This window comes from Christensenella hongkongensis (assembly GCF_000981035.1).
GTDB classification, from domain to species: Bacteria; Bacillota; Clostridia; order Christensenellales; family Christensenellaceae; genus Christensenella; species Christensenella hongkongensis.
On record NZ_LAYJ01000088.1, the window covers coordinates 247,559 to 270,678 of the forward strand.

At 49.7% G+C, this 23,120-nt stretch carries 23 protein-coding genes; 3 read left to right on the plus strand and 20 right to left on the minus strand.

The window, feature by feature from the left end; translation table 11 throughout:
• Positions 1–21: 21 nt before the first annotated feature.
• Both CHK_RS07515 and dapF read right to left on the minus strand, forming a co-directional pair.
• The gene (locus tag CHK_RS07515; RefSeq protein WP_046443408.1) at positions 22–1,428 is read right to left on the minus strand and encodes a CCA tRNA nucleotidyltransferase; all 1,407 of its coding nucleotides are present in this window, start codon (positions 1,426–1,428) and stop codon (positions 22–24) included.
• Positions 1,425–2,237 carry a diaminopimelate epimerase gene (gene dapF / locus CHK_RS07520; protein ID WP_046443473.1) on the minus strand — a complete coding sequence of 271 codons (813 nt, stop codon included), beginning with the start codon at positions 2,235–2,237 and terminating at the stop codon, positions 1,425–1,427. Before dapF ends, CHK_RS07515 begins: the two co-directional genes overlap by 4 nt.
• A gap of 278 nt (positions 2,238–2,515) precedes the next feature.
• Here dapF and CHK_RS07525 point away from each other — a divergent pair, with 278 nt between their 5' ends.
• Positions 2,516–3,628, plus strand: a complete 1,113-nt coding sequence (locus CHK_RS07525) for a hypothetical protein (RefSeq protein ID WP_046443409.1) — start codon at positions 2,516–2,518, stop codon at positions 3,626–3,628.
• 18 nt (positions 3,629–3,646) lie between these two features.
• Positions 3,647–4,351 (plus strand): CvpA family protein, encoded by a 705-nt coding sequence (locus CHK_RS07530; protein ID WP_046443410.1) that lies wholly within the window; start codon positions 3,647–3,649, stop codon positions 4,349–4,351.
• An 87-nt stretch (positions 4,352–4,438) separates the two neighbouring features.
• Here CHK_RS07530 and CHK_RS07535 read toward each other — a convergent pair whose 3' ends face one another.
• From CHK_RS07535 to rpmH, 18 genes are all read right to left on the minus strand, one after another.
• Positions 4,439–5,089 carry an ABC-2 transporter permease gene (locus CHK_RS07535; RefSeq protein WP_046443411.1) on the minus strand — a complete coding sequence of 217 codons (651 nt, stop codon included), beginning with the start codon at positions 5,087–5,089 and terminating at the stop codon, positions 4,439–4,441.
• Positions 5,086–5,943, minus strand: coding sequence for an ABC transporter ATP-binding protein (locus CHK_RS07540; RefSeq protein ID WP_046443412.1), 858 nt, complete (start codon positions 5,941–5,943; stop codon positions 5,086–5,088). Before CHK_RS07540 ends, CHK_RS07535 begins: the two co-directional genes overlap by 4 nt.
• A 4-nt stretch (positions 5,944–5,947) precedes the next feature.
• Positions 5,948–6,322: a GntR family transcriptional regulator gene (locus CHK_RS07545; protein ID WP_046443413.1), complete on the minus strand. Its 375-nt coding sequence runs from the start codon at positions 6,320–6,322 to the stop codon at positions 5,948–5,950.
• Positions 6,323–6,522: 200 nt separating this feature from the next.
• Positions 6,523–9,555, minus strand: a complete 3,033-nt coding sequence (locus CHK_RS07550) for a DUF6034 family protein (RefSeq protein WP_046443414.1) — start codon at positions 9,553–9,555, stop codon at positions 6,523–6,525.
• A 1-nt stretch (position 9,556) separates the two neighbouring features.
• Positions 9,557–9,934 (minus strand): BlaI/MecI/CopY family transcriptional regulator, encoded by a 378-nt coding sequence (locus CHK_RS07555; RefSeq protein ID WP_046443415.1) that lies wholly within the window; start codon positions 9,932–9,934, stop codon positions 9,557–9,559.
• Positions 9,935–10,191: 257 nt separating this feature from the next.
• Positions 10,192–11,139 carry a DUF2971 domain-containing protein gene (locus CHK_RS07560; RefSeq protein ID WP_046443416.1) on the minus strand — a complete coding sequence of 316 codons (948 nt, stop codon included), beginning with the start codon at positions 11,137–11,139 and terminating at the stop codon, positions 10,192–10,194.
• Between the two features lie 89 nt (positions 11,140–11,228).
• On the minus strand, positions 11,229–12,089 hold the full coding sequence (locus tag CHK_RS07565) for a ParB/RepB/Spo0J family partition protein (RefSeq protein WP_046443417.1): 861 nt from the start codon (positions 12,087–12,089) through the stop codon (positions 11,229–11,231).
• Positions 12,090–12,102: 13 nt separating this feature from the next.
• Complete coding sequence (locus CHK_RS07570; protein WP_046443418.1) at positions 12,103–12,870, minus strand: ParA family protein; 768 nt, start codon at positions 12,868–12,870, stop codon at positions 12,103–12,105.
• A 183-nt stretch (positions 12,871–13,053) separates the two neighbouring features.
• Positions 13,054–13,446: a Zn-finger containing protein gene (locus CHK_RS07575; protein WP_046443419.1), complete on the minus strand. Its 393-nt coding sequence runs from the start codon at positions 13,444–13,446 to the stop codon at positions 13,054–13,056.
• A 104-nt stretch (positions 13,447–13,550) separates the two neighbouring features.
• Entirely contained in the window at positions 13,551–14,249 is a 699-nt protein-coding gene (rsmG, locus tag CHK_RS07580) for a 16S rRNA (guanine(527)-N(7))-methyltransferase RsmG (RefSeq protein ID WP_052740444.1), read from the minus strand.
• 33 nt (positions 14,250–14,282) lie between these two features.
• Positions 14,283–14,873: a DUF1349 domain-containing protein gene (locus CHK_RS07585; RefSeq protein ID WP_046443420.1), complete on the minus strand. Its 591-nt coding sequence runs from the start codon at positions 14,871–14,873 to the stop codon at positions 14,283–14,285.
• A 377-nt stretch (positions 14,874–15,250) separates the two neighbouring features.
• Positions 15,251–17,146, minus strand: coding sequence for a tRNA uridine-5-carboxymethylaminomethyl(34) synthesis enzyme MnmG (gene mnmG, locus CHK_RS07595; protein WP_046443422.1), 1,896 nt, complete (start codon positions 17,144–17,146; stop codon positions 15,251–15,253).
• 10 nt (positions 17,147–17,156) lie between these two features.
• A complete protein-coding gene (gene mnmE / locus CHK_RS07600) occupies positions 17,157–18,518 on the minus strand; it encodes a tRNA uridine-5-carboxymethylaminomethyl(34) synthesis GTPase MnmE (RefSeq protein ID WP_046443423.1) in 1,362 nt (453 codons plus the stop codon).
• 62 nt (positions 18,519–18,580) lie between these two features.
• Positions 18,581–19,219, minus strand: a complete 639-nt coding sequence (gene jag, locus CHK_RS07605) for an RNA-binding cell elongation regulator Jag/EloR (protein WP_052740445.1) — start codon at positions 19,217–19,219, stop codon at positions 18,581–18,583.
• Positions 19,220–19,231: 12 nt separating this feature from the next.
• Entirely contained in the window at positions 19,232–20,194 is a 963-nt protein-coding gene (locus CHK_RS15675) for a YidC/Oxa1 family membrane protein insertase (protein WP_160295612.1), read from the minus strand.
• Between the two features lie 67 nt (positions 20,195–20,261).
• Positions 20,262–20,471 (minus strand): membrane protein insertion efficiency factor YidD, encoded by a 210-nt coding sequence (gene yidD, locus CHK_RS07615; RefSeq protein ID WP_046443425.1) that lies wholly within the window; start codon positions 20,469–20,471, stop codon positions 20,262–20,264.
• A complete protein-coding gene (rnpA, locus tag CHK_RS07620) occupies positions 20,468–20,821 on the minus strand; it encodes a ribonuclease P protein component (protein ID WP_046443426.1) in 354 nt (117 codons plus the stop codon). The genes yidD and rnpA overlap by 4 nt, the downstream gene beginning before the upstream one ends.
• A gap of 21 nt (positions 20,822–20,842) precedes the next feature.
• Positions 20,843–20,977 carry a 50S ribosomal protein L34 gene (gene rpmH, locus CHK_RS07625; RefSeq protein WP_046443427.1) on the minus strand — a complete coding sequence of 45 codons (135 nt, stop codon included), beginning with the start codon at positions 20,975–20,977 and terminating at the stop codon, positions 20,843–20,845.
• 603 nt (positions 20,978–21,580) lie between these two features.
• On the opposite strand from rpmH, the gene dnaA reads away from it, so the two are divergent.
• Positions 21,581–22,984: a chromosomal replication initiator protein DnaA gene (dnaA, locus tag CHK_RS07630; RefSeq protein WP_046443428.1), complete on the plus strand. Its 1,404-nt coding sequence runs from the start codon at positions 21,581–21,583 to the stop codon at positions 22,982–22,984.
• Positions 22,985–23,120: the final 136 nt, after the last annotated feature.

Below are 23,120 nucleotides of genomic sequence, written 5' to 3' on the forward strand. Positions count from 1 at the left end.
AATTCATTTATTCTCATCCGGTCAGTTTTTTTCCGGTTTGTATTCACACGTATTTATTATTTTAGCATATTTAATCAGACTTTTGTAGTTATTTTGTGACGGTTTTTTCAAAGCGTATGCGTGAAGTGCCTGTAAGAGCTCCCCAATGCGTTTGCCCGCAGGCAAATTCAGCTCCCGCATGAGGTCGTCGCCATTCACCGCAAGCTGCCTTAAATCGAGCGGCGCATCCCTGCTGACCAGCTCTTCCAGTATGCCGCGCCACTTTTCCGCGCTGAGCGGTGGATTTCCCATGCCCGAGCCGCAGAAGTCCGCTTCGCGCACGGCGCACAATTTTAAAAACTGCTCCCGCCCAAGCTTTGCGATCATCCTGATCACCGCGCGTTTGCCCGCATCGTTGTTCAGGTCAAACATATGCGCGCGCACGAGGGCGCATACGTGCCTTGTCGTCTCCTTATCCACGCGCAGCGCGCTAAGCGCCTGCTCTGCAAGAACCGCGCCCAGCCTGTCGTGCCCGTACATTTTTCCGGTCTCGTGCCATGCCTCGGGCTTTGCGATATCGTGCAAAAGGGCCGCCAGCCTCACCTCGAGGTCCGGCGGCGCGCACGCGCACGCGCGCAGCGAATGCTCCAGTACGTCGTGAGCGTGGTAATTTGGATTTTGCGCCAACCCGTCTCCGTCCTCGAGCCGCGGGACAATAAACCGGAGCGCCCCCAAATCCTTCAAAAGGTGCAGCCCGCAGAGCACTCCATCCGTGTTGCCGTATTTTTGATCGGCAAGCAATATCTTAATAAATTCATCACGGATTCGCTCCGCGGAAATATCCTGAAGCTGCGGCGCATAACGTTTTGCACAGGCATATGTCTGTCCGTCGATCTCAAAACCGAGCTCCGCTGCAAAGCGCACCATACGCAGGATACGCAGCGCGTCCTGCGCCAGCGTTTCCTCCGTCACCTGTTCGACCAGCCGGCTGCCGATCGCCGCAAGGCCCCGGCCCGTGGGATCGGCCGCCCGTCCATCCGCGCCCATATACAGCGCGTTGATCGTAAAATCCCTGCGCTGCGCGTCCAAATCCATGTCCTGCGTGAAGGCCACGCTTACAGGCGTATGCGCGCCGCCCCGCCCGTAGTTATCGCAACGGAACGCCGTATATTCATACACATAAAGCCGTTCGTCAAAACGCTGTTTTATCACAACCGTGCCAAGGCCGTACGCACGTTCTTCCACACAAACCTCTTCGCACTGCAGCTTTCGCGCAACCTCCTGCGGCAGCTCCGGCGACGCGATATCAAGGTCGCCCTCCGCGAGACCAAGCAGCAGGTTCCTGACGTAGCCGCCCACCAAATACGCGTCCGCAAGTCCCGCGCCTTTCCATAGCTCAAAAAAACGTTTCAGGAAGCCGGGCAGCGGGAGCGGTTCCCCTTCTCTCATCCTGCCTCCCCGGTAAACACATATTCCGCCGCGCCCGTCATAAAGGCGCGTCCATCCTGCACATTTTCGATGTGCAGCACGCCCGCAGGTACAAAAAGATCGATTTTCGCGTCCGCAAGCCCTTTCCTGTGCATAATCACGCCGGAAGCCGTCGCGCCCGTTCCGCACGCAAGCGTCCTTCCCGCTCCGCGCTCCCATGTAACCATACGCGCAGAATTGCGGTCTGTTACCTGCACAAAATTCACGTTTGTCCCGCGGGGGAAGAGCCGGTTTTTTTCGATCTGCGGGCCCCATTGCTCCACGGGAACGCTGTCAATATCCTCAACAAAAATAACCGTATGCGGCACGCCCATCAGCACGCACGCAGCCGACAGCCGGTTTCCATTTACCTCCACTGTAAAATCCATCGGATCCTGCATCAGCGCGGGTATCTGCTCCGGCTCAAAGGAAGGCCTCCCCATATCCACGCGCACCGCCACGACCTGCGCGCCCTGCATGACAAGCTCCGGGCTTACGACGCCCGCAAGCGTTTCAATCTGCATTTTTGTTTTACGCACGATGCCTTTGTCGTAAACATAGCGCGCAAAGCAGCGTATCCCGTTCCCGCACATCTCCGCTTCCGAACCGTCCGCGTTGATGATTCGCATCCGCACGTCCGCCGTTTTGGACGCCTCCACGAGCAAAAGCCCGTCCGCGCCTACGTCAAGCCTGCGCCTGCACAGCTTTTTTGCGAGCTCTGTCACATCGCCTGTTTTCTCTTCTATTACAATAAAATCATTTCCCAGTCCGTGCATTTTTGTAATGCGCATGGTATCACCTTCTTTTGCCATCCGGTTTTCAATTCTTAAATTTCTGTTAAAACCGTGTTATTTTGAAACATTATCTTATATTATATCACATTCAAAGGGTATTTTATGGTACAATAGATTAAAAATAATCCGGAAATTCCCTCTGCTGTGGGGGATACCGATGTTTTACCGTTGCGCTCTTCGTTTTGAAGCCGCCGCGGGAAAGATTTTGCCTTCCCGGCAATAATCGAATATAATAGAATAGTATTATGATATTGTAGGAAATCCGAGGTACTTGTATGTATTTAAGACCTTCCCGCCGGAAAAAGCGGCGGAAGCTGACAAATATGATCATCCTCATTGCCGTCATAGCGGCGGCGGCTGTCGGTGTATTTTTTCTGATCAATAATTTTACGGACATCGGCTTCTGGAAGCCGGCCCTTACCGAAACCGAGTCCATCCTGCCGGAAACCGTGCAGGGGAATGAAAACGGCCTTGTTTACCTTACGGAGGACAAGCTGACGCTTGCCGACCTCAAGGGCAAAACCGTGTGGGATACAAAGCTAGATTCTGCGGATGCAAAGCTTTCCATTTCCCCCACAATGATCTGCACCTATCTTGGGAAAAACCTGCAGGCTGTTTCCTATACGCAGCAGCAGCTTTTCAGCTCCGCAGTCGCGTCCGACATCCTTGACGTACGGTGCGGCAAAAATAACATCGCGGTCTCCGGAAGCGCGGCGGACGAGACGGGACAGATCATGTATTACATTTATATTTTAAACAGCAAGGGCGAGCAGACCGGACAGGTGGATTATAAAACGCGGCCTGTGATCGATTTTGGTTTTTACGGGGATAATGATACGTTGTGGGTGCTTTCGCTCGACACGTCAAACGTTGTGCCGGTATCCAATATTTCCACTTATACCACAACAGGCAAGGCGACCAGCACCATACAGGACAACACGCAGATCATCGAGCAGGTGTATGTGGCGGACGGCGGCATGACCTATGCCTCTGGCACCAACACGCTCGTTTCCTACGATATTTCTTCCAAAAAGCAGAAGGAAGCGCTTATCTACGGCTGGAAGCCGATTGCCGTGAGCAACGGGAAGACTTTTGAGCTTGCCTACATCCCGCGCTCCACAGCCACATATTTTGAGTCCGTAAAGCTTTTTAACAACGAGCTTGGCGAAACGGTGCTGCATATGCCCCAAAATGTTTTTTCGATTGCGTTATCACAGCAGAAGCTTTACGCGTTCTCCCCGGATTCGGTTTCTACCTATTCCCTTACGGGAGAGCTTGAAAAAACAGCAAAAATCAACAATACTCTAGTCAGCGCAAAGCAGGTTATGGATACGCTTGCCATCGCCTGGGATCAGGAAGGCAAAAGCTATCTGATGCCGCTGAGCTGACCAGACCACGGAGGATACATGGATTTTATCAACTTGACGTGGATCGTCGTGTTTTTAATCGCAATTTACGTATTACAGGGTTTTTACAGGGGCTTTCTGGTGTCCGTCACCAATACGGTGGGCATGGCAATCTCATGGTGCGTCGGGTTTCTTTTTTCGCCGCTTATGTCCCAGGCCATCGCCAAGGGTACTTTTTACCGGTTCATTTTAAATTTCACCAACGGCGTAGACCAGCTGCAGGCGTCCGGCAACCTTGCCGTCGCAACGCTTTCCACAGAGCAGATCAAGCAGATCGTTTCGTCCGCAAACCTTCCCATGCCCTTTGACCACCTTGTAACGGAAAATATGACGAACGGCGTATTTGAGGCGCAGGGTTTTCATAAGGTGTCCGAATATTTTGGCTTTACCATGACCAATGTGGTTGTGAACATCTTTTCATTTCTGGTCATCTACCTCATTGCGCGCATCGTGATCGCGCTGCTCGTCAACGCGTTCAATTATGCGACGCCGCTTCCTGTGCTGCGCCGGTTTGACAGCCTTGCAGGCGGCGCGGTAGGCCTGCTGCGCGGCTTCCTTGGGATGTTCGCGCTGTTTATGATCGTACCGGTTCTGATGATCGCCCTGCCGGCGGATTTTGTGTCGCCGATCATCGATAAATCCCCGATTGCAGCGTTTTTCTACCAGTCCAACTTCCTGCTGGGCGGCATATCCGGCGTAATATAGGAGGAGTCTGCCTTTTTTTTTGAAACGTAAAACGCTTCCGGCAACCATTACCGGAAGCGTTTTTTTGTTTCGGTCATTCTATGTCGTTTAAACCTCCTGATTGCGGTAAATGTGTACCGAAGCCAGATAGGAAACCACAAGCGCCGCCGCACCGACAACCGGCAAAAGCCATGTCAACATGGGCACGATCCCGGTAAAGCTATCCTGCATCCCGCCCCTATCTTCCGCAACGCCTGAAAACGCGAGGAAGATCATAAACGGCACGAGGAAAATTACAATGACTGCAATCCTGCTCTTTTCCACGCCAAGTTTATAAATCAGCGGAATTACGATGCTGATAAACAGCAGTGCGGTACATGCCAGTATGAGGATAACAATTCCCGTCTCCGTGCCGAGCACCGTGCGTCCCACAGCCGCGAGAATCAGGTTCACTACGAAGCCGATTCCCATACCGATGCCCACCATCAGCAGGGAAAAGACATATTTTGACGTTACGATCTGCTTCCTTGTGTAGGGCAGCGTCAGCACATATTTATCCCAGCGGTTGGAGGAATCGTACGCAAAGGACGTAAAACACATCATGCCGCCGATAAACGTGCAGATTCCCGTTGCAAATCCTGCCGAAAAGTCGCCGTTGCCCGATACGATGACGGGAACAATGCAGATTGCGATGATAAAAATATAAATTCTGAAAAAACTTTTGGTTCCCAGGAATTCCTTTGTCAGCAGTCCCTTCATTTCCGTTCCCCCTTTACAATAAACAGCATCACGTCCTCAAGCGTTGCGTTATCCACCACGATGTTCTCATACTTCCGCCGCACAGCTTCCTTATCTGTGGTGAGCGCCTCGTAACCAAAGCCGGATTTTCGATAACCGACGATATCCGCTCCGTCGATTTTTGCGAAATCCTCCGCCCCGCATTTCAAAACGCCATAGTCGTAGAGCATGCTGTCCTTGCTCTCAGACAGCGCCACCTTTCCATCATGGATAAACGTAATGTAGTCCGCCACCTTCTCCAGATCGCTCGTGATGTGTGAAGAAATCAGGATCGAGTGCGATTCGTCCTGTATGAAATCAAGGAACACATCCAGTATTTCGCTGCGCACGATGGGATCCAGCCCGCTTGTCGCCTCGTCGAGGATCAGCAGCTTTGGATGATGCGAGAGGGCGACCGCAATCGAAAGCTTCATCTTCATGCCGCGGGAAAACTCTTTGATCTTTTTGCGTTCCGGCAAGTCGAAGGTTTTGGCGTATTCCAGAAACAGCGCGTCGTCCCACGTCCGGAACGTATTGCGCATAATGGCCGCGATATCCTTTCGCTTCAATGTTTCGTAAAAACCGATATCCTCCATCACAACGCCAATCTGTTCCTTGATTTCCCGCTCGTCTTTTTGATGGTCAAGGCCAAACACGCTGATGCTTCCCGCATCCGCACGGATCATATTCAAAATCAGCTTGATCGTGGTTGTCTTGCCCGCCCCGTTCTCGCCGATCAGCCCCATAATACTGCCGCAGGGCAGCCGGAAGCTAACATCCTCCAGCCGGAATCCCTTATATTGCTTTGTTACGTTATTCAGCGCCAAGCTATCCATTTTACTACTCCTCCTCGTACAGCACACGCAGTATCTCCACAAGCTCCTCCTGCGTAATGCCGCTGCTCTTTGCGGTATATACCGCCTGCTTCAAAAAATCCTCCGCGACCTTCAGCTGCTCCTCCCGCATAAACTCCAAATTTTTGCGGGCGACAAAGCTTCCCCGTCCTGTGAAGCTTTCAATAAACCCGTCACGCTCCAAATCGTCGTACGCGCGTTTGGTGGTGATCACGCTGATTCGCAGTTCTTTTGCCAGCAGCCGCATGGATGGAAGGGCGTCCCCCTCCTTCAGCATCCCCGTCAGGATCATATTTTTGATCTGCGAGGTGATCTGTTCATAGATCGGCTTTCCGCTGGAATTGCTGATGATGATATCCACTCATCAACCCTCCATTTCAAAATATTGTATATATACGATATGTACAATATAACACCTGTTCCGTATGCTGTCAACCAGATTTTGTTTTTTTGCGCACGAAAAGGGGAAGCGTCTCCGCTTCCCCTTTCCGGTTATATGTATTGATAGTGAGTTGTTATTTATAATATACCCCCATTCAGGGACATTAACACAATTTTTAATCAGGATTCCTGCTGCGACGGAGCGGGTGTGGGCGTGGGCACAGGCCACGGCTCAGGCGTAGGTGTGGGTGCAGGCTGTGGCATGGGCGTCGATGTGGTCTGCGGCGTTTCCCCTGCGCTTGGGGTAGGAGTCGGCGCAGCGCTTCCTTCGACTTTTATATTGAGCTCCGCAAGGCTGAGCTCCCGTTCCTCGCCGTCAAGCGTGTAGCGGAATGTCGGCTTTACCGTGATGCTTTCGGTCGGCTCATACGTCCATGTGACGGTTTTTCGGTTACCTGACACGATTGAGAACGTGTCGCCCAGCCGCTCTCCATTTTGGAGGGGTGGGGCAAACAGTGTGCAGTTTTCAATGTCTTCTCCGCTGGAATTACTGAGGATAAAGGTGAACCTCACCTTCTCTCCCGCCTGAACGCTCGTTTTGCTGACGCTCGCTGTTCCTGTCACCGCGTCGTTTCTTAATTCCTGCTGCCCGTCTGTCCAACCGTTATTTATCCAGTAAAATGGAATTCCTTCCCGCAGGATAAGCGAACCGTCCTTCGCGTTTATGGTAATCAGGCTGTTTGACGGATCGTTTGTAGCATAATTATTGGAGGTCCCCATGTCTTCCCCGTTCCTGCTGATGTGGAAATCTCCAAAGAAATCCCACGCCGGTACAATCGAAAAGCTTCCGTCGTCATTCATTACCCGCGCATATCCGAGCGTGATCCTGTTGATATCCGCGGAGCCTGTCAGCACGCCAAAGCCTTTCAATTCATCAGCCGGTTCAGATAGCAGCATATCCATTTTCAGGATGTTTTTCTGCATGATGCCAATCGCCTCGTCAACGGAGACAGGCGTGATTTTCTCTCCCGCCTCCCCGGCCTTGCCCGGAGACGTCCAGTTCATTTTGACAATGCCGTCGTTATCCAGCATGATTTGCATTTGCTCATAGGCTACACGATGTCCATCCTCGCCCACGATATTGGGCGTACCATCCATATAAGTATAATCAAACGAATTCGTGTAGGTGACAGGAACCCCGTCCACCTCGCGCTCAAAGGTAAACCGGTAAATTTGCGGCGCTGTCTTTGCCTGTTCGTCGCTTTGTGCTCTCCACTCATTTTGCTTTTGAGCATAGGCCTCCGGATCGGCGTCGTATTCTTCCTCGTCAAACGGGAGATTATCTACGATCGGCACCAGCTCCGTGAGTACGAGCTTCATCTGCGGATCGAGCGCCTGTGCAATTTTTACCGCCTGTTCCTCCGCCTGTACGCGTGTCAGGTCCATGCCGCGCGCTTCCTCGCCTTGCCCCGCCTGCACGCTGTTCCACAGCGTTGTGGGGGCCTGCGCATCGTAATAGCTCCTTCCGCCGCCGGTATACCATAATCCGCTGTCCCCCAGGTTGGAGTTCGCGCGGATGGACAGCGTGTCCGGCGAATCCATATCCCCGGCCCAGACCGTTACTTCGTCCCATGTCATGTTAAAGCTGTGCTGCAGCTCCCCGTCGCCGATATCTTCGCCTACGGCTTCTTTATGTGTGAGCGTTGTATTTGCCGGTCGCTTTTCCGCCGTTTCAGGCGCGGTTTCAAGCTCCTCGCGAAGCCCGTCTATCGTGCCCTGCCCCGCAGGCTCCATTTCATCTATTTCCTTTTGAATATCTGCCTTCGTTCGAATCGGCGCGTAAAATTCCTTGTCCCCCATGATGGCTTTGATCGCGTTATCCACATCCTGCTGTGTAAATTCACGCGTCTCATAGCCCCGCACAGGGATCGTGCTATTAGTTGGACGGATAACGTCGGCGTCAATATTGATTTTGATTCCCTCGTTTTCCGTATCCAGCGTTTTTGTAATATGCTCTGCCGGCATTTCCGTAGCGCTTGCCCCTGCCGATGAAGCGGAGGCGGCTTCAACCATTTCCGGCGTTTCCGTATCTTCTGCTTTTGCCGGGGTACAGGCCGTGGTAAAGCATGCAACCGCCATCACCGCGCAAAGCAGTATTGCCGCCAGCTTAACGCTGCGTTTTGTCTTCTGTTTCATATAAATCCCCCTGATTCTTTTTTCGACCACCTTTTTATCGGTACGAAGAGCCATCCCAAGCACATATCCGGGATGATCCGTTTTTGCGAACATACTGAGGATTGTATTTGCATAACATTTCTTTTCCTCGCTGTGCATGTCCCTGACAACCATGCTGTCGCATGCGCTTTCCATATCCATCATGATCTGGCGGTCCGCTAGCCATACGACGGGATGAAACCACCAGATTATTTTGATCGCGTTCATCAGGATTCGTACCCAGTGGTCCTTGCGTTTCCAGTGCGTCAACTCGTGCAGGATTGCATACCGCAAAATGTTTTCGTCTTCCGAAAACAAATCGAGCGGCAGCAACAACTCCGGCCGAAACGCAACCGTTAACGCGGGAGTGGAGAGGATCGAGCACAACCTGAGCCGGATATTCCCTTTTATTCCAAGCTCCTGCCTGCAGCTTTTGAAAATGTCGTCGATCCGCTTATCCGGCAGTACCGCGCCTTTTCTGATACCGCGATTCATGCCCGTCCTCAGCGCCAGCATCCCAATACCAATCACGAGCGCGCCTGCAAGCCAGATTACCAGAATAAGCTGCCCTGTTCCAAGCACAGGCTTTGATGTCTCCTGTTCCTCTGTGGATATTTGCTGGCTGGCGCTTTGTTGCGTAGTCGCTTCTTTTCCTGTAGTTTGGGACGGCTGCTGTTGCTCCTGTAAAACGGCGCCGTCCGCCGCACCGTCGTTTTGCCCTGCCTGTATGGGCCCGGTGGTTGCGGCGCTCTCTTGTTTCGTTTCTGCCGGCTCGCTTTGCACAGCTTCCGGAGCCTGTTGCCCCGCAGGCACTGTCATCAGGCGAAAACCGCTGTCTGCAGTGAACGGGATTACGAGACGCGCAATCAAAACAAACCACAATACAAACTGCAGTACAGGCGATATTTTGTTTTTTCCAAATTGTTTAAACAGCATAATGCAGCAAAAGATGACAGCCGCATAAACAGAAATGCTCACTACGTTTTCCAAAACCGTCATTTCACTCACTTCCTTCCGAAAGCTCGTCGATGAGCGCCCGTAGCTCCTTTTGGTCTTCTTTGGATAGATTACCCTCGCGGATCATACACACAAGAAGCTGCTTGGCCCCCGCGCCGGACAGCTTCTCCATCAGGCTTTTGCTTTCCGCCTGAATACATTCATCCATCTCCACCAGCGGATAATAGAATTTATCCCTTCCTTTCAGGTCAAACCCCACAAATCCTTTTTTGCTTAATTTTGAAAGGTAGGTCGCATATGTCGTGTAGCTCCAGTCCACGCTGTCTCCCATTGTGCGTATGACCTCTGAAAGCGTCTGTGGTTCGTGTCCCCACAGCGCGGACATCACAGACCATTCCGGCCCTGTCAGCGTCATTTTCATGCTTCACACTTCCTTTTTTACCAAATTACTATATCAATAGTTTTATTACTATGATTATAGTAATAAGTAATATGTTTGTCAATCTTTTTTTACAGCGTGGTTTATTTTATTTACGAACTCGTTCTTTGCCGGATCACGCTGTTCCAGTTTTTTATCGCAAAGGCAGGCTTTCCTGTAACCACTGCCAGTATGCGGCAATCGTTATTACAGCGCAAAAAACATCGCTTGCTCCGATGTTTTCTGATATCTGTTTTCTTTTAGCGGTAGGTTGCAAGGGATGCGGTAATATTTTCCGCAGGAACGGAAATCTGTTCGCTGAACAAAAACAGCATGACATCGTTTTTCGTCAGCGCGCATTTTGGCCCGAGGCAAACGCTTGTGATTGCGTCCATGCCGATCGTTTGCAAATTCAGCTCCACATAGGATTTGATGGATTTCTTCACCACAGCCGTTTTGATGCGGCTGAAAAGATCGTTTTGCGCCACGTGCTCAGACTGGCGCGCAAATTTGACGTAAGAGTTTTCCGTAGGCAATGGAAAATTTACGGCGAGCCGCCATTCGTGCTCTTCACTGAACGCCGGATTCTTGCAAAACGCGCTTTCCCCATTGATTGCCAAAAACAACTTGATAATCTCTCCCGTTGGCTTTGCTTTCTGCTTAAGCAATATGGAGAGCTCCTTGAATATGTTTTTGATGTAAGGCCTGATGAGGTCCTTTTGCTCGTTTTCCAGATAGCGGATGGGCTTAAACTGGAAGGTATGCCCGGGATCGTCCGATTCGCGGTTTTGGATCAGCTTTTCCCTGATCCGGTCTGCGCGGAATCCAATACACACGCCCCGGCCGTCATCCGCATATCCGCGCCACTGGCTCAGGCTGTCCTGTTTTTCCGAGAAGCAAATAGCGTAGGTGATAAGCTCCTCATACCAACGCTTTCCAGTGGTCATCAGTTCAAAATTGATGAGCGCCTCCACAGCCTCGTGCCCTTCGAGCATTTTTTCTTCATACAAAAAATTGAGCTCAAACGGCTTTTTGTCGTATTCCTCCAGCGCGGTTTCCAAAATAAACCGCTGCAGCCATTTGCGCTCCATATAGTCGTTGCTTTTATCGATATCGGAAAGGCGCAGCATTTTTCCGGAGATAATTTCGTAAAAGGTCTCCACGCTGCAATAATGGTACACCGTGGTGATTTCGCCTGTCTGCTTCATATCCGCTTCGCCCCGCTTACTTTGATAACGTTTTTTTCGTCGTCAGGCTCGCCGCACAGTATAAGGAGCCTTTTGTCCCTGCCGGCTTTTCATTCCGCCTGCCTGAGTATTTCGTAAATTTCTTCCAGCTGCTCCGCAGTATAATAATCAATCGATATTTTTCCTTTGGCAAGCGTCCCTTTAATCTGCACCTTGGTGGACAGCGCCTTGGAAAGCGTGTCCTGCGCCTCCCTGATCTCAACTGGCACCTTTTTCGCCTTTGCGGGCTTTTTCTCCTTTGCCGCAGGCGTTAAGAGCCAATCCTTCACGAGCGCCTCCGCCTCGCGTACGGAAAGGTCTTTTTCCAGAATCGTTTTTGCGCCCGCATCGATCTTCTTCGCATCCTCGAGCGGAAGCAGGCAACGCGCGTGCCCCGCCGAAAGCTTTCCTCCCACCACAAGCTTCTTGACTCCTTCCGGCAAAGAAAGCAGCCTGAGAAGGTTTGCAATCGCGCTGCGGCTTTTGCCCACGCGTTTTGCCACTTCGTCCTGCGTGAGGCTGTAATCCGTCATCAGCTGCTGCAATGCTGCGGCCTGCTCGATCGGGTTGAGATCCTCCCTTTGGATATTTTCTATGAGCGACAGCTCCAAAATTTCTTTTTTATCCAGCTGGCGAACGATGACCGGCACCTTGCTAAGGCCCGCCAGTTTGGCGGCGCGGAACCGGCGCTCTCCCGCAATGATCGTATATCTTCCTTCGTTTTTATAAACAATAATCGGCTGCATGATGCCATGCACCTTGATCGACTGCGCGAGCTCCTTCAGCTTTGCCTCGTCAAATTTTTTCCTGGGCTGGTTTGTATCATTGTCCAGTAAAAAAATATCGATTTCATTTACGCCTTCCTTCTCCACCGTTTCTGTCGCGGCGTCTGCCATGAGGGCGCTAAGGCCTTTTCCGAGTCCTCTTTTCATTGTCTCTCCCACTCTATCTCATATCGTTTGTCAGAAATTCCATCGCAAGCTCGTTATACGCCTCCGTACCCAGGCACCTTGCGTCGTACAAGAGAACCGGGAGCCCGTAGCTTGGGGCTTCCCCGAGACGAACATTGCGGGGAATCACCGTCTGGTAAACCTTGTTTTTAAAGAATTTACGCACTTCCTCCACCACCTGCAGGGAAAGGTTTGTACGTCCGTCAAACATTGTCAGGACGACGCCTTCCACCTCCAGCTCCGGATTCAGGCTCTGGCGCACCAGCTTTACCGTGCTCATCAGTTGCGTGAGCCCTTCCAGCGCATAATATTCGCATTGTATTGGCACCAGAATTTTATCGGCTGCGGTAAGCGCGTTGAGCGTGATCAGCCCAAGCGACGGCGGGCAATCCATAAAAATGTAATCGTAGAGCCCCTTCACTTCCTCGAGCGCCCGTTTCAAAATCGTCTCGCGCGCCATCATGGAAACAAGCTCCACCTCCGCGCCTACAAGATCGATGTTCGCAGGCATCAGGTCAAGGTTTTTCATCATGGTAGGCCTGATTGCCTCGAGTGCCGAATGGCGGGCGACAAGCACGTCGTAAGAGGACTTTTTAAGTCCTACGCGCTCTACTCCAAGCCCGCTGGTGCTGTTGCCCTGCGGATCGATATCAATCAGAAGCACCCGTTTTCCCTTATCCGCGATACACGCGCTCAGGTTGATTGCAGTGGTTGTTTTTCCAACCCCGCCTTTTTGATTTGCTATTGCAATAATTTTCCCCAAATTTTCTCACGCTCCTAAACCAGTATCTCCTATTATAACGGAAAACGCACGAATTGAAAAGTTCTATTCACATAAAACAGCCCCTTTGCAAAGCATTCTTTGAAAAGGGGTGCTTCCGCCGCATGGCATATGGTTAAACACAGCGCGCATTATGCGCGAAAATTGTTTACCGCTTGCAGCTTTTTATGTTTTTTTCACAAATTTTGTCCCACACTTTGAGCAGGTAATATTGATCTTTCCCTTCCCTTTTGGAACGCGCAGTGTCTGAGCGCATTTCGGACATTTATAGTAGCGGTGTGTTTTCCCGTCTTTCAAACGGTTTTTGATATTCCAGAACCACGTGCGCACCGCGCCCCATTTTCGCAGGAAAGCATAGTTTTCCTGCTGCCTTTTTTCAACCTGCCTGGAAAACATCCTGTAAATCGCAAACACAAGCGGAATCCAGCTGAGCCAGCTGATAAAGGGGATTGGCACAAACATCAGAACAATCGTAAGCACGATTGAAAATACGATCAAAAACATTCCAAACTGATCGCCGCCATACCGCCCCATCATAAACTTTCGAAAGCCATTCATTGTTTTCGTGACACTTCTCTTTCTGTTTTTTATCTCTGCAGTATTATCATACAGCTCTTTTAAGAATTCAATATGAACAAAACGCCTGCCCGTTTACGCAGCCCCTACAGCGGGGACTTTACGATCTGCGCGTATCTCCTTGGATATTTTTGTGCTATCATGCCCGTCTTATGAAACACCAAAACATGGTGGGCAAGCTCCCCGCCCGGCATATCGATTACCTTGTCAAGCTTCAGGTTCAGCGCTTTCATCGCCCCTGCCGCTTCATTAAGCTCTTTTTCGTAATCTCCCTTATATGCAAGGAAACGCCCGCCGTCTTTTAAAAGCGGCGCACACAGCTCCATCAGCACGCGCAGCTGCGCCACAGCGCGCGATACGCAAACGTCGTAGCTTTCCCGCGGTTTGCCCGTGGCAAGCTCCTCTGCGCGTACATTCATCACGGTGACGTCAATCCTCGCAGCCTGCGCTCCCTGTACGATAAAATCGCACTTCTTCTTTGAGGATTCCACCGCAAACGCGCTGATATCCCCGCGCAGGATTTTCAGCGGCACAACCGGAAAGCCCGCGCCGCTCCCAACATCCACCACGCGGCTTTTCCCCGGGATCTCCCCCTCTGGGACAATGCTGTCAAAAAAATGCTTGAGCGCCGCTTCTTTGGGCTCTGTAATGGCCGTCAGGTTATACAGCCGGTTCGTCTCCTTCATGCACTCATAATATTCTTCCATGCGCTCGAGGACGTCCTGCCCCGCTTCTATTCCACCCTGCCTGCACAATGTTTTCAGCTCGTCTATAAACTCCGACATCATTTCTCCCGTCTGTTTGTTTCACGTGAAACATTATTGCTGCGTATACCGCTCCCATTGAACATCCGTAAACTTTGCTTCCTCAAACACAGCTTTATAACCTTCCCCCTGCGGGCAGCACGCAAAAATGCCAACCTGCGGGGTTTTACACTTTGATTTCATGTGGAAGATACGCAGCATATGATAGGTTTTTCCATCCATTGAGTATTCAAATTTAAAATCTCCATCCCTGCGCGACACCTTGAAATACATTGTTTCCACATCCGCCGGGAAATCCTGGACAGCCCAATCGGAATATCCGCCCACCGTAACTACGCTGCCAAGCTTTTGTTCGTTTTCGCTTTCATATTCAAGGCACAGCTTTGCCCAGTTTTTTTCATCAAGATAGACCAATATTCCGCAATGGTCATATGGATCGCTGCCTTTACGCGTTGCTTTAACGGAAAAGGTGGTTTTTTCGTCAGAATCCACCAAGAGTGCATGACCGCTGTTTCTCTGGAAACCATAATAAGTGTCCTGCCAGAAATCCGTTTCCGGTTCCGTATAGATCACAATTTTGCGGTCTGTTACTGTTGCCTGCCGCGGCATATTGAGCCATTTTGCCGTTCTTTCTGCTAATTCCATTCTGTAACCCCTCCTGTTTCTTGAGCTTTGCACATCATTCCTGTTTACGCACTATTTTACCATATTCTACTTCACCTTTTCCATTAAATCTATATTGTGGGACGGTCTCCCTTTTTCTTTTTCATCGACCGCAAATTGTTTCACGTGAAACAATCGCACCCGTTCTTTCCTTTGTACTTGTCTAGAACCGGTTGTCTGTGCAGGAAAATGTCCGGCAACGCTCCAGACATTTGCAGCATCGACCCGCATTGCGGGCGCCTGCCTCGTCCTGCTTTGCATTTGTTCAAACCCCAGGCCGCTATGCTGCGTTTCTTTGCGCGAAACAGCCGCGCGCTTCCCGCTTTTCTTTTTTAATCAAAAAAGCTTTGGATAGCAATTTAATCGCATAATGCGGGGCCGCTTTNTTTCCCCTGTGCTGCCAGATATACCAGCAGCACTGAAATATCCGCAGGCGATACACCCGATATTCGCGACGCTTGCCCCACATTGAGGGGCCTCACTTCGCCCAGCTTTGCCCTTGCCTCAAGCCTCAGGCCGCTTATTTTCCCGTAATCGATGTCGCCGGGTATCTGCTTTTTCTCAAGCGTACGCGCAGCGCGCACCTGCTTTAGCTGCTTTTCAATATACCCCGCATACTTGATATTTGTTTCAATCTGCTGCGCAACATCATCCCCGCAGTCAGGAATGTTTTCATCAACCTCCCGCAGGTCTGCATAAAGAACACCCGGCCTGGCCAGCAATGCGCCAAGTTTCATCCCCCGGCCTGCCGGCTCCATTTCCCGTTCCTGTAAAAACGCATCCGCCTTTACTTTTGGAACGCTTGTCTGCTCCAGGCGTTTTGTTTCACGTGAAACAAATTCCTTTTTATACATAAACGCATCATAGCGTTTATCATCCACAAGCCCAACGTCCCTGCCGATCTGAGTCAGGCGGGTATCCGCATTGTCCTGCCGTAAAAGCAAACGGTATTCGGCACGCGACGTCATCATACGGTAAGGCTCGCTCGTTCCCTTTGTTACAAGGTCGTCGATCAGCACCCCCGCATACGCCTGGTCGCGTCCTAAAATCACCGGTTCTTCCCCATCAAGGAACCGGCAGGCATTAATCCCCGCAACCAAGCCCTGCACGCCCGCTTCTTCATAGCCGGACGTTCCATTGATCTGCCCTGCCGTAAAGAGTCCCGGTACGGTCTTTGTCTGCAAGCTGGGCATAAGGCGCGTCGGATCGATACAATCATATTCAATGGCATAAGCGGGGCGCACAAAATGCACATGCTCCATGCCGGCAACCGTCCGGTATAACGCTACCTGCACCTCTACCGGAAGGCTGGAGGACATTCCCTGCACATATATCTCGTTCGTATACAGTCCCTCCGGCTCCAAAAACATCTGATGCCTGTCCTTATCCGGGAACTTAACAACCTTATCTTCGATTGACGGGCAATATCGCGGCCCGATTCCCTTGATCATTCCACTGTAAAGCGGGCTCCTGTGGATATTCTCACGAATGATCTCATGGGTTTTTTCGTTGGTATAGGTCAGGAAGCAGGGCACCTGCTCGCGCTCTATCCTTCCGCTCATAAAGGAAAATGGGACGATCTTTTCGTCGCCATACTGCGGCGTTGTCTTTGAAAAATCAATGCTGCGCGCATCCACACGCGCAGGGGTGCCCGTTTTGAAGCGTTGCAGCTCAAAGCCCAGCAAGCGCAGGCTTGCGCTCAAATACTCCGCGGGAAAAAGGCCGCTTGGCCCTGCGCTTTTTTCATACTCCCCGACAATTACCTTGCCTTTTAAATAAACGCCCGTACACAAAATCACTGCGCGCGCCCCATACCGTGCGCCCATCGCGCTGCGCACGCCGATCACTTTTTCATCGTCTGTTAAAATCTCTGTGATCTCATCCTGCACAAGCTGCAGGTTGTCCGTATTTTCCAGAACTTCCTTCATATAGCGCTGATATTGCTTTTTATCCTGCTGCGCGCGCAGCGAATGCACGGCAGGCCCCTTTTTGGTATTGAGCATCTTGATCTGAATAAAGGTTGCGTCCGCCGCCAGGCCCATCTGTCCCCCAAGCGCATCGATCTCGCGCACCAAATGGCCTTTTGCCGTGCCTCCAATCGCCGGGTTACACGCCATCAGCGCAATTCCGTCCATATTGATTGTTGTAAGCAATGTCTTTTTTCCAAGGCGCGCGCTTGCAAGCGCAGCTTCCACGCCCGCATGGCCCGCTCCCACGACGACCACGTCATAGGCTCCGCCAAAATAATCCGTCATTCTTTCTCCCTTATTTTCCAAGACAAAACTTCGTAAATATCCTATCGATAATTTCTTCGCTCACTGTCTTCCCGGTTATTTCTCCAAGGCTTGTCCATGCGCCATTGAGGTCAATGGTCACACAGTCCATATCCATACCTGCATCAAGCGCATCAAGCGCATCGCCCATCTGCTCCGCCGCCCGGTCAAGCGCATGCCTGTGCCTCTCGTTTGTAATTAAGATTCCCTCCTGCGCCGTTTGATCCATATGCGCATAATCAACGATGCGTTTTTTTAGTTCATCGATTCCCAATCCTGTCTTTGCAGAAATTCGAACTGGATGAACGTCTCCAAATTCCATTTTTACAGCTTCTTCTGAGAGCCGCTCAGAGGCATCTAATTTGTTTAAAACGACTATAACATCAACCTGAGAATTTTTAAGCGTTTTAAAAACAAATTGGTCTTCTTCCGTAATTTCCAGGCCTGCATCCAACATGAAAATCACGAGTTTACTTTCGTTTATTGCCTTTTCTGATCGTTCTACGCCTTGCTTTTCAATAAAATCGTTCGTTCTCCTGATTCCCGCAGTATCCGTTAAATTAATACGTATTCCTTCAACCGTAAAACTCTGCTCTATGGTGTCCCGTGTCGTGCCCGGAATATCCGCTACAATCGCCCGGTCCATATTCGTCAGCGCATTCAAAAGAGATGATTTTCCAACATTTGGTTTTCCGGCGATTGCGACATAGAGTCCTTCTTTTGCAATCTGTCCTGAGGCAAATGTATCCGCTAAATGTGCTATGTCCTTTTTCAGGCGTACGAGCACCGGCCTGATATCCTGCGTGATCTCTGTTTCCAGATCTTCCTCCGGATACTCGACTGCGGCTTCCACCTGGGCAAGTGCATCTGTCAGAACATCCTGAAATTCGACCACCCGCTCCCGCAGTCTTCCCGTAAGCTGCCCAAGCGACGCTTTCGCTCCTGCCTGCGACGAAGCTGAAATAAAATCGCAGACAGCCTCTGCCTGGGAAAGATCCATCTTTCCATTCAAAAATGCACGGCGTGTAAATTCGCCCGGCTGCGCGGGACGCGCCCCGCACTCCATGACATAGCGAAGGATGTTTTCCACGCCAACCGCACTCCCGTGGCAATGCAGCTCAGCCGTATCCTCGCCTGTATACGACCTTGGCGCGCGAAAAAAGACCGCCAGCACCATATCCAGCAACTGCCCGTCTTTTTTGATACTTCCATAATACATTTGCCCCGGCACATAATCATCACGCGGAAAAACCCTTTGCAGTACGTCCTTTGCGTTTGCTCCGCTGATTCTGATTACCGCAACTCCGCCTGTTCCCGCGGGCGTTGCAACTGCCGCTATCGTATCGCTCACCATGCTTTTCACCGTTCAAAAAAACCCGACGAATAGGTGCCGCCGGGTATTTTTACCAGATTAGATCAATTCTCATACCGCTTTCTTTTGATAACAACACGGCGGTACGGTTCTTCCCCCTCAGACATCGTCTCCACGCGCGGATTATTCTGCAAGGTCGCGTGCAAAATTCTGCGCTCATAGGGATTCATCGGCTCAAGCGTGATCGGCTTTCCAGTCTTTGCCACTGTATTCGCAAGCCTTTTTGCCAGCTTTTCAAGCGTATGCTCACGTTTTTCGCGATAGTTTTCCGCGTCCAGCATGATCTTTTTATAATCTTCTTTTCCCTTATTCACGGCAAGGCCGGTAAGATACTGGAGCGCATCGAGCGTATCGCCGCGCCGTCCGATCAATACTGCTGTGTCCTTACCTGTAATTTCAATCTTTACCGTTTTATCGCTGTCTTCCTTTACTTCACATGCGGCGTCAAGCTTCATCAGTCCAAAAAGCCCTGTCAAAAATTCCTCAGGAGAACCCTCCTGCGCTTTTGCCGCTTCTTTTTTTGTCAGATGCACAACCGCGCTTTTGCCAATGCCAAAAAGGCCTTTGCCCCCTTCGTGTACAATGTCAATATCTACTTCATCGAGGGAAAGTCCCATTTCTTCGAGTCCCTTGAAAATGGCCTCGTCAACTGTTTTTCCCTTTGCCTCTACAAATGCCACGATAAATCCCCCTTACTACGAGATAATTACTTCCTGCTTCTTTGCTTTCCTCTTTTTGATCAGGTCAACGACGCGCATCTGCCCGAACGCATACAAACTGGACACAAACCAGTAAAGCGCAAACGCCGTATTACCTGTGGCGCAGATGTAGACCGAGAAAATCGGCATGAGCCACATCATCATCTTATTCGTACAGCCCTGCGCCTGAGCTTGCTCTTCACTGTTTCCGGCTGCCGCCATATTCATTCCCATACCGCCGTTTGCCATTGCGGGGTTGAATTTCTGTTGCAGGAACAGCGCCACGCCCGAAAGCACCGGGAGAATCAGGTAACCGTTCATGTTGGTTACCGTATTGGTAGAATAGTTCCAGTATCCGTTTGCTTCAAGGATTCCCTTTTTAAGCGCATCATACGCCTCCTGCGGCACCTGCATGACTCCCGTTGAGAAATCAAGCAATCCCTGGGAACGCAAAAGCTCGAGTGTCTGTGGTTGGATATAAACCTGATTCATCTGCACAAAGGATAAAAATGACTGGCTGCTCGGAAGGATATCCGCATTCGCTCCAAGGAACGAATCTGCCTGCCAGAAGTTGTGCACCCAGAAAAACGGTGTCAGTTGAACCGTCTCCGGACCATATTGTGCGGCATTAAGCATAAGTGAAATTGTCTGCTCGCTTTGCAGCACGCGCATCGCGCCGAAAAATGCAAACAGGATCGGCAGCTGTATGAGCGCCGGAAGGCATCCAAGCATCGGCTTTACGTTCATCTTCCGGTACAGCTCCTGCTGCTTTTTTTGCAGCTGCTGCGGATTATTCGCATAGCGTTTCTGCAGCGACTGTATCTCCGGCCCCAGAGCCGACATTTTCGACTGGTTGTTGCGCTGCTTCAAATCAAGCGGCAGCAGGCACAGGCGAATCAATATGGTAAATACAACAATACCAAGCGCATAGTCCAGTGTGATACTATGCAAGCCCTTCATACAAAGGACGAAAAAGTCTGATAAAAAGTTGTTATATAGAAAATCCAAAACCCAATATCCTCCCTAATCACGGTACAGGATCATAACCGCCAGGAAACAGCGGATTACATCTCAAAATTCGTTTTATTGCCAAAAAGGAGCCCTTCAGCGCTCCATATTTGGTGACAGCTTCTATTGCATATTGCGAACAGGTTGGCGTATATCTGCAACTCGCGCGCAAATATGGCGAAATGGCTCTCTGGTAAAACCTGATCATTGCAAGAATTACTTTTTTCATGCCTGTTTCCTCCCCGCAGAGGGAAGCACTCCCATCTTTTCCAGCAAACGCCTCATCTGATGGCAAATACTCTGAAAATCGGCAGCCGTAATGCTGCTTCTTGCTACAAAAACAAAACTGTGATGTCCGCTAATTTCAGGCATAATCATGCGGTACGCCTCTTTCAGACGCCTTCGCGCACGGTTCCTCGTCACGCTGTTCCCGACCTTCTTACTGACCGAAAAACCGACTCTTGCGCCTCCGTACCTGCTTTTTGCATATACGAGCGTCATATCACGGGAACCCGCAGATTTTCCCCGCCTGTAAACAAAGTTAAATTCTTTGTTCTTTTTTAACGTACAAACTTCCAAGCCTGTAATATTAAGCCGCCATTAAGCAGACAGTACTTTTCTGCCCTTCGCGCGTCTTCTTTTGAGCACATTCCGGCCGGCTTTCGTTTTCATTCTCTTCATAAAGCCGTGTACGCGGCTGCGTTTTTGTTTTTTTGGTTGATACGTCATTTTCATAGTCTTAATCTCTCCACTTTCTATGTAATATATTATAGTAGCATTTCAAAATAATCTTCTTTGTGCCACCATGCTTTTTTCGATAAAAAGACGATTATTATTATATATTTATTACAGTCAAGTGTCAAGGTAAAAACTGTTTCGGAGCCTTCTTTCCAACACATTTTCCTCCTTTCTATCATACATGATCTTGCGATTATTTTTTAAAATTTTGTTCTTTATATTGTTTTCACTACAAGATATAGTTTTTTTATAATGTTTTCTTCTTTTTTATTGATTGTTCCAATAAACGCGCAGATCTATTTTTTCCCGTTTGATCCTTCTTTCTTTTTTTCTCTTTTTTGCTTTTTGGATTTAATGCGCTCTTTGCTTTTCTGATTTTATGGGTACCATTTTTTCGGGCGCTGTGATATAATAAACCATACGCAAAGCCTTAGTTTATGCACATTTTCTTAATTTTTGTGGATAACTTTGTGGATAACTTTTCTCCTGTTTTTTATGACTCTTTGCAACAACGCGCAAATTCATAAAAACAGTCTGTGCAAAACTTATCCACAACCTGTGAATAAACCGCGCGCAATAAATCAGAGGAAAGAGACTTAGATGAGCGTTTTCAATGTTTTATGGGAAAAAACTTTAAATTATCTGGAAGAAGACCTTCCAATGTTCCAGTTTAATGTCTGGATCAAAGAATTAAAACCGATCCATGAGGAAGGAAATACTTATTATTTTGAAGTTTCAAGTCCAATGCACAAAAATTTGATGACGGAGAAATATTCTGAAAAAATACAGCAGACCATGCAGACGGCATATGAGGAGCTGTATGGCGTTGCAGGTGCGGACATCACGCCTGAATTTATTACGCCGCAGGAATCTGCAAATATCAAAATCAAGGAAATAAAACCGGAAAAGGAAGATAAAAAGCCTTCCGCCTGTACAAATCTTAATCCAAGCTATACCTTTGACACCTTTGTGGTGGGCGAAGCAAATAAATTTGCGAATGCCGCTGCGCTTGCCGTAGCGCAATCCCCCGGCCGCGCATACAATCCCCTCTTTTTATATGGAGGCGTGGGCCTTGGAAAGACGCATCTGATGCACGCTGTTGGTAACCACATCTTAAAGGAAAACCCGCAGGCGCAAATTGTATATGTTACAAGCGAAAGCTTTATGAACGAGCTCATTCGCATGATCCAGCTGACCAATAATAAGGCAAACGTAGACCTGCGCGAGCAGTTTCGCAGAAAATACAGGGATGTTGACGTCCTGCTGATAGACGATATTCAGTTTATTGCGGGCAAAGACGTTGCACAGGATGAATTTTTCCACACTTTCAACGCTTTGCATGAAATGAATAAGCAGATTATTATTTCATCAGACCGTCCTCCAAAAGAAATGGAAAAACTGGAGGAGAGAATGCGCTCCCGCTTTGAATGGGGCCTCATTGCAGACATCAAGATGCCGGATTACGAAACGCGTGTCGCCATCCTTTTGCAAAAGGTGCAGGCTCTCAAAGTTCAGAATCCGGGTATCCTTCCCATTAAGGACGATGTTTTACATTATATAGCACAGCAGAAAAATTCCAACATCAGGACGCTTGAAGGGGCTCTTCAAAAGGTTATCATGTATGCTGAGCTTCATAAAGATAAGCTAATGCTGCATGAGATTGATTCAAGCATCGCACAGCGGGCGCTGGAGGATTATTTTGAAACGCCCTCTGTACGGGCCATTACTCCCAAAACAGTCATTGACGTTGTGTGCGAATATTTTGGCGTAAAGGAAGAATATATACGCGGTCAGAAGAGAAACAGGGAATATGTTTTCCCGCGGCAGATATCCATGTACATCCTGCGCGATATGACGGACAATTCCTATTCCAAAATTGCAGATTTCTTTGGCAGGGATCATTCCACAATCATGCACGCGGAAGAAAAAATCAAAAAACAAATGAAAGACGACGCCGACCTGAAACGCGTCATTGAGGATATCGAGGCAAAAATCAAAGGATAAGTTGTGGATAACGGGTGGACTCCAAAAAATGTCTCCAAAACCCTTTTTGAGGTATTCCACAAAATAGAAACATCCTGTGAACAGATAAAGAGGGTTTACTCAGGTTTTATACCCAGTGCACATTGCTGGAAAAACG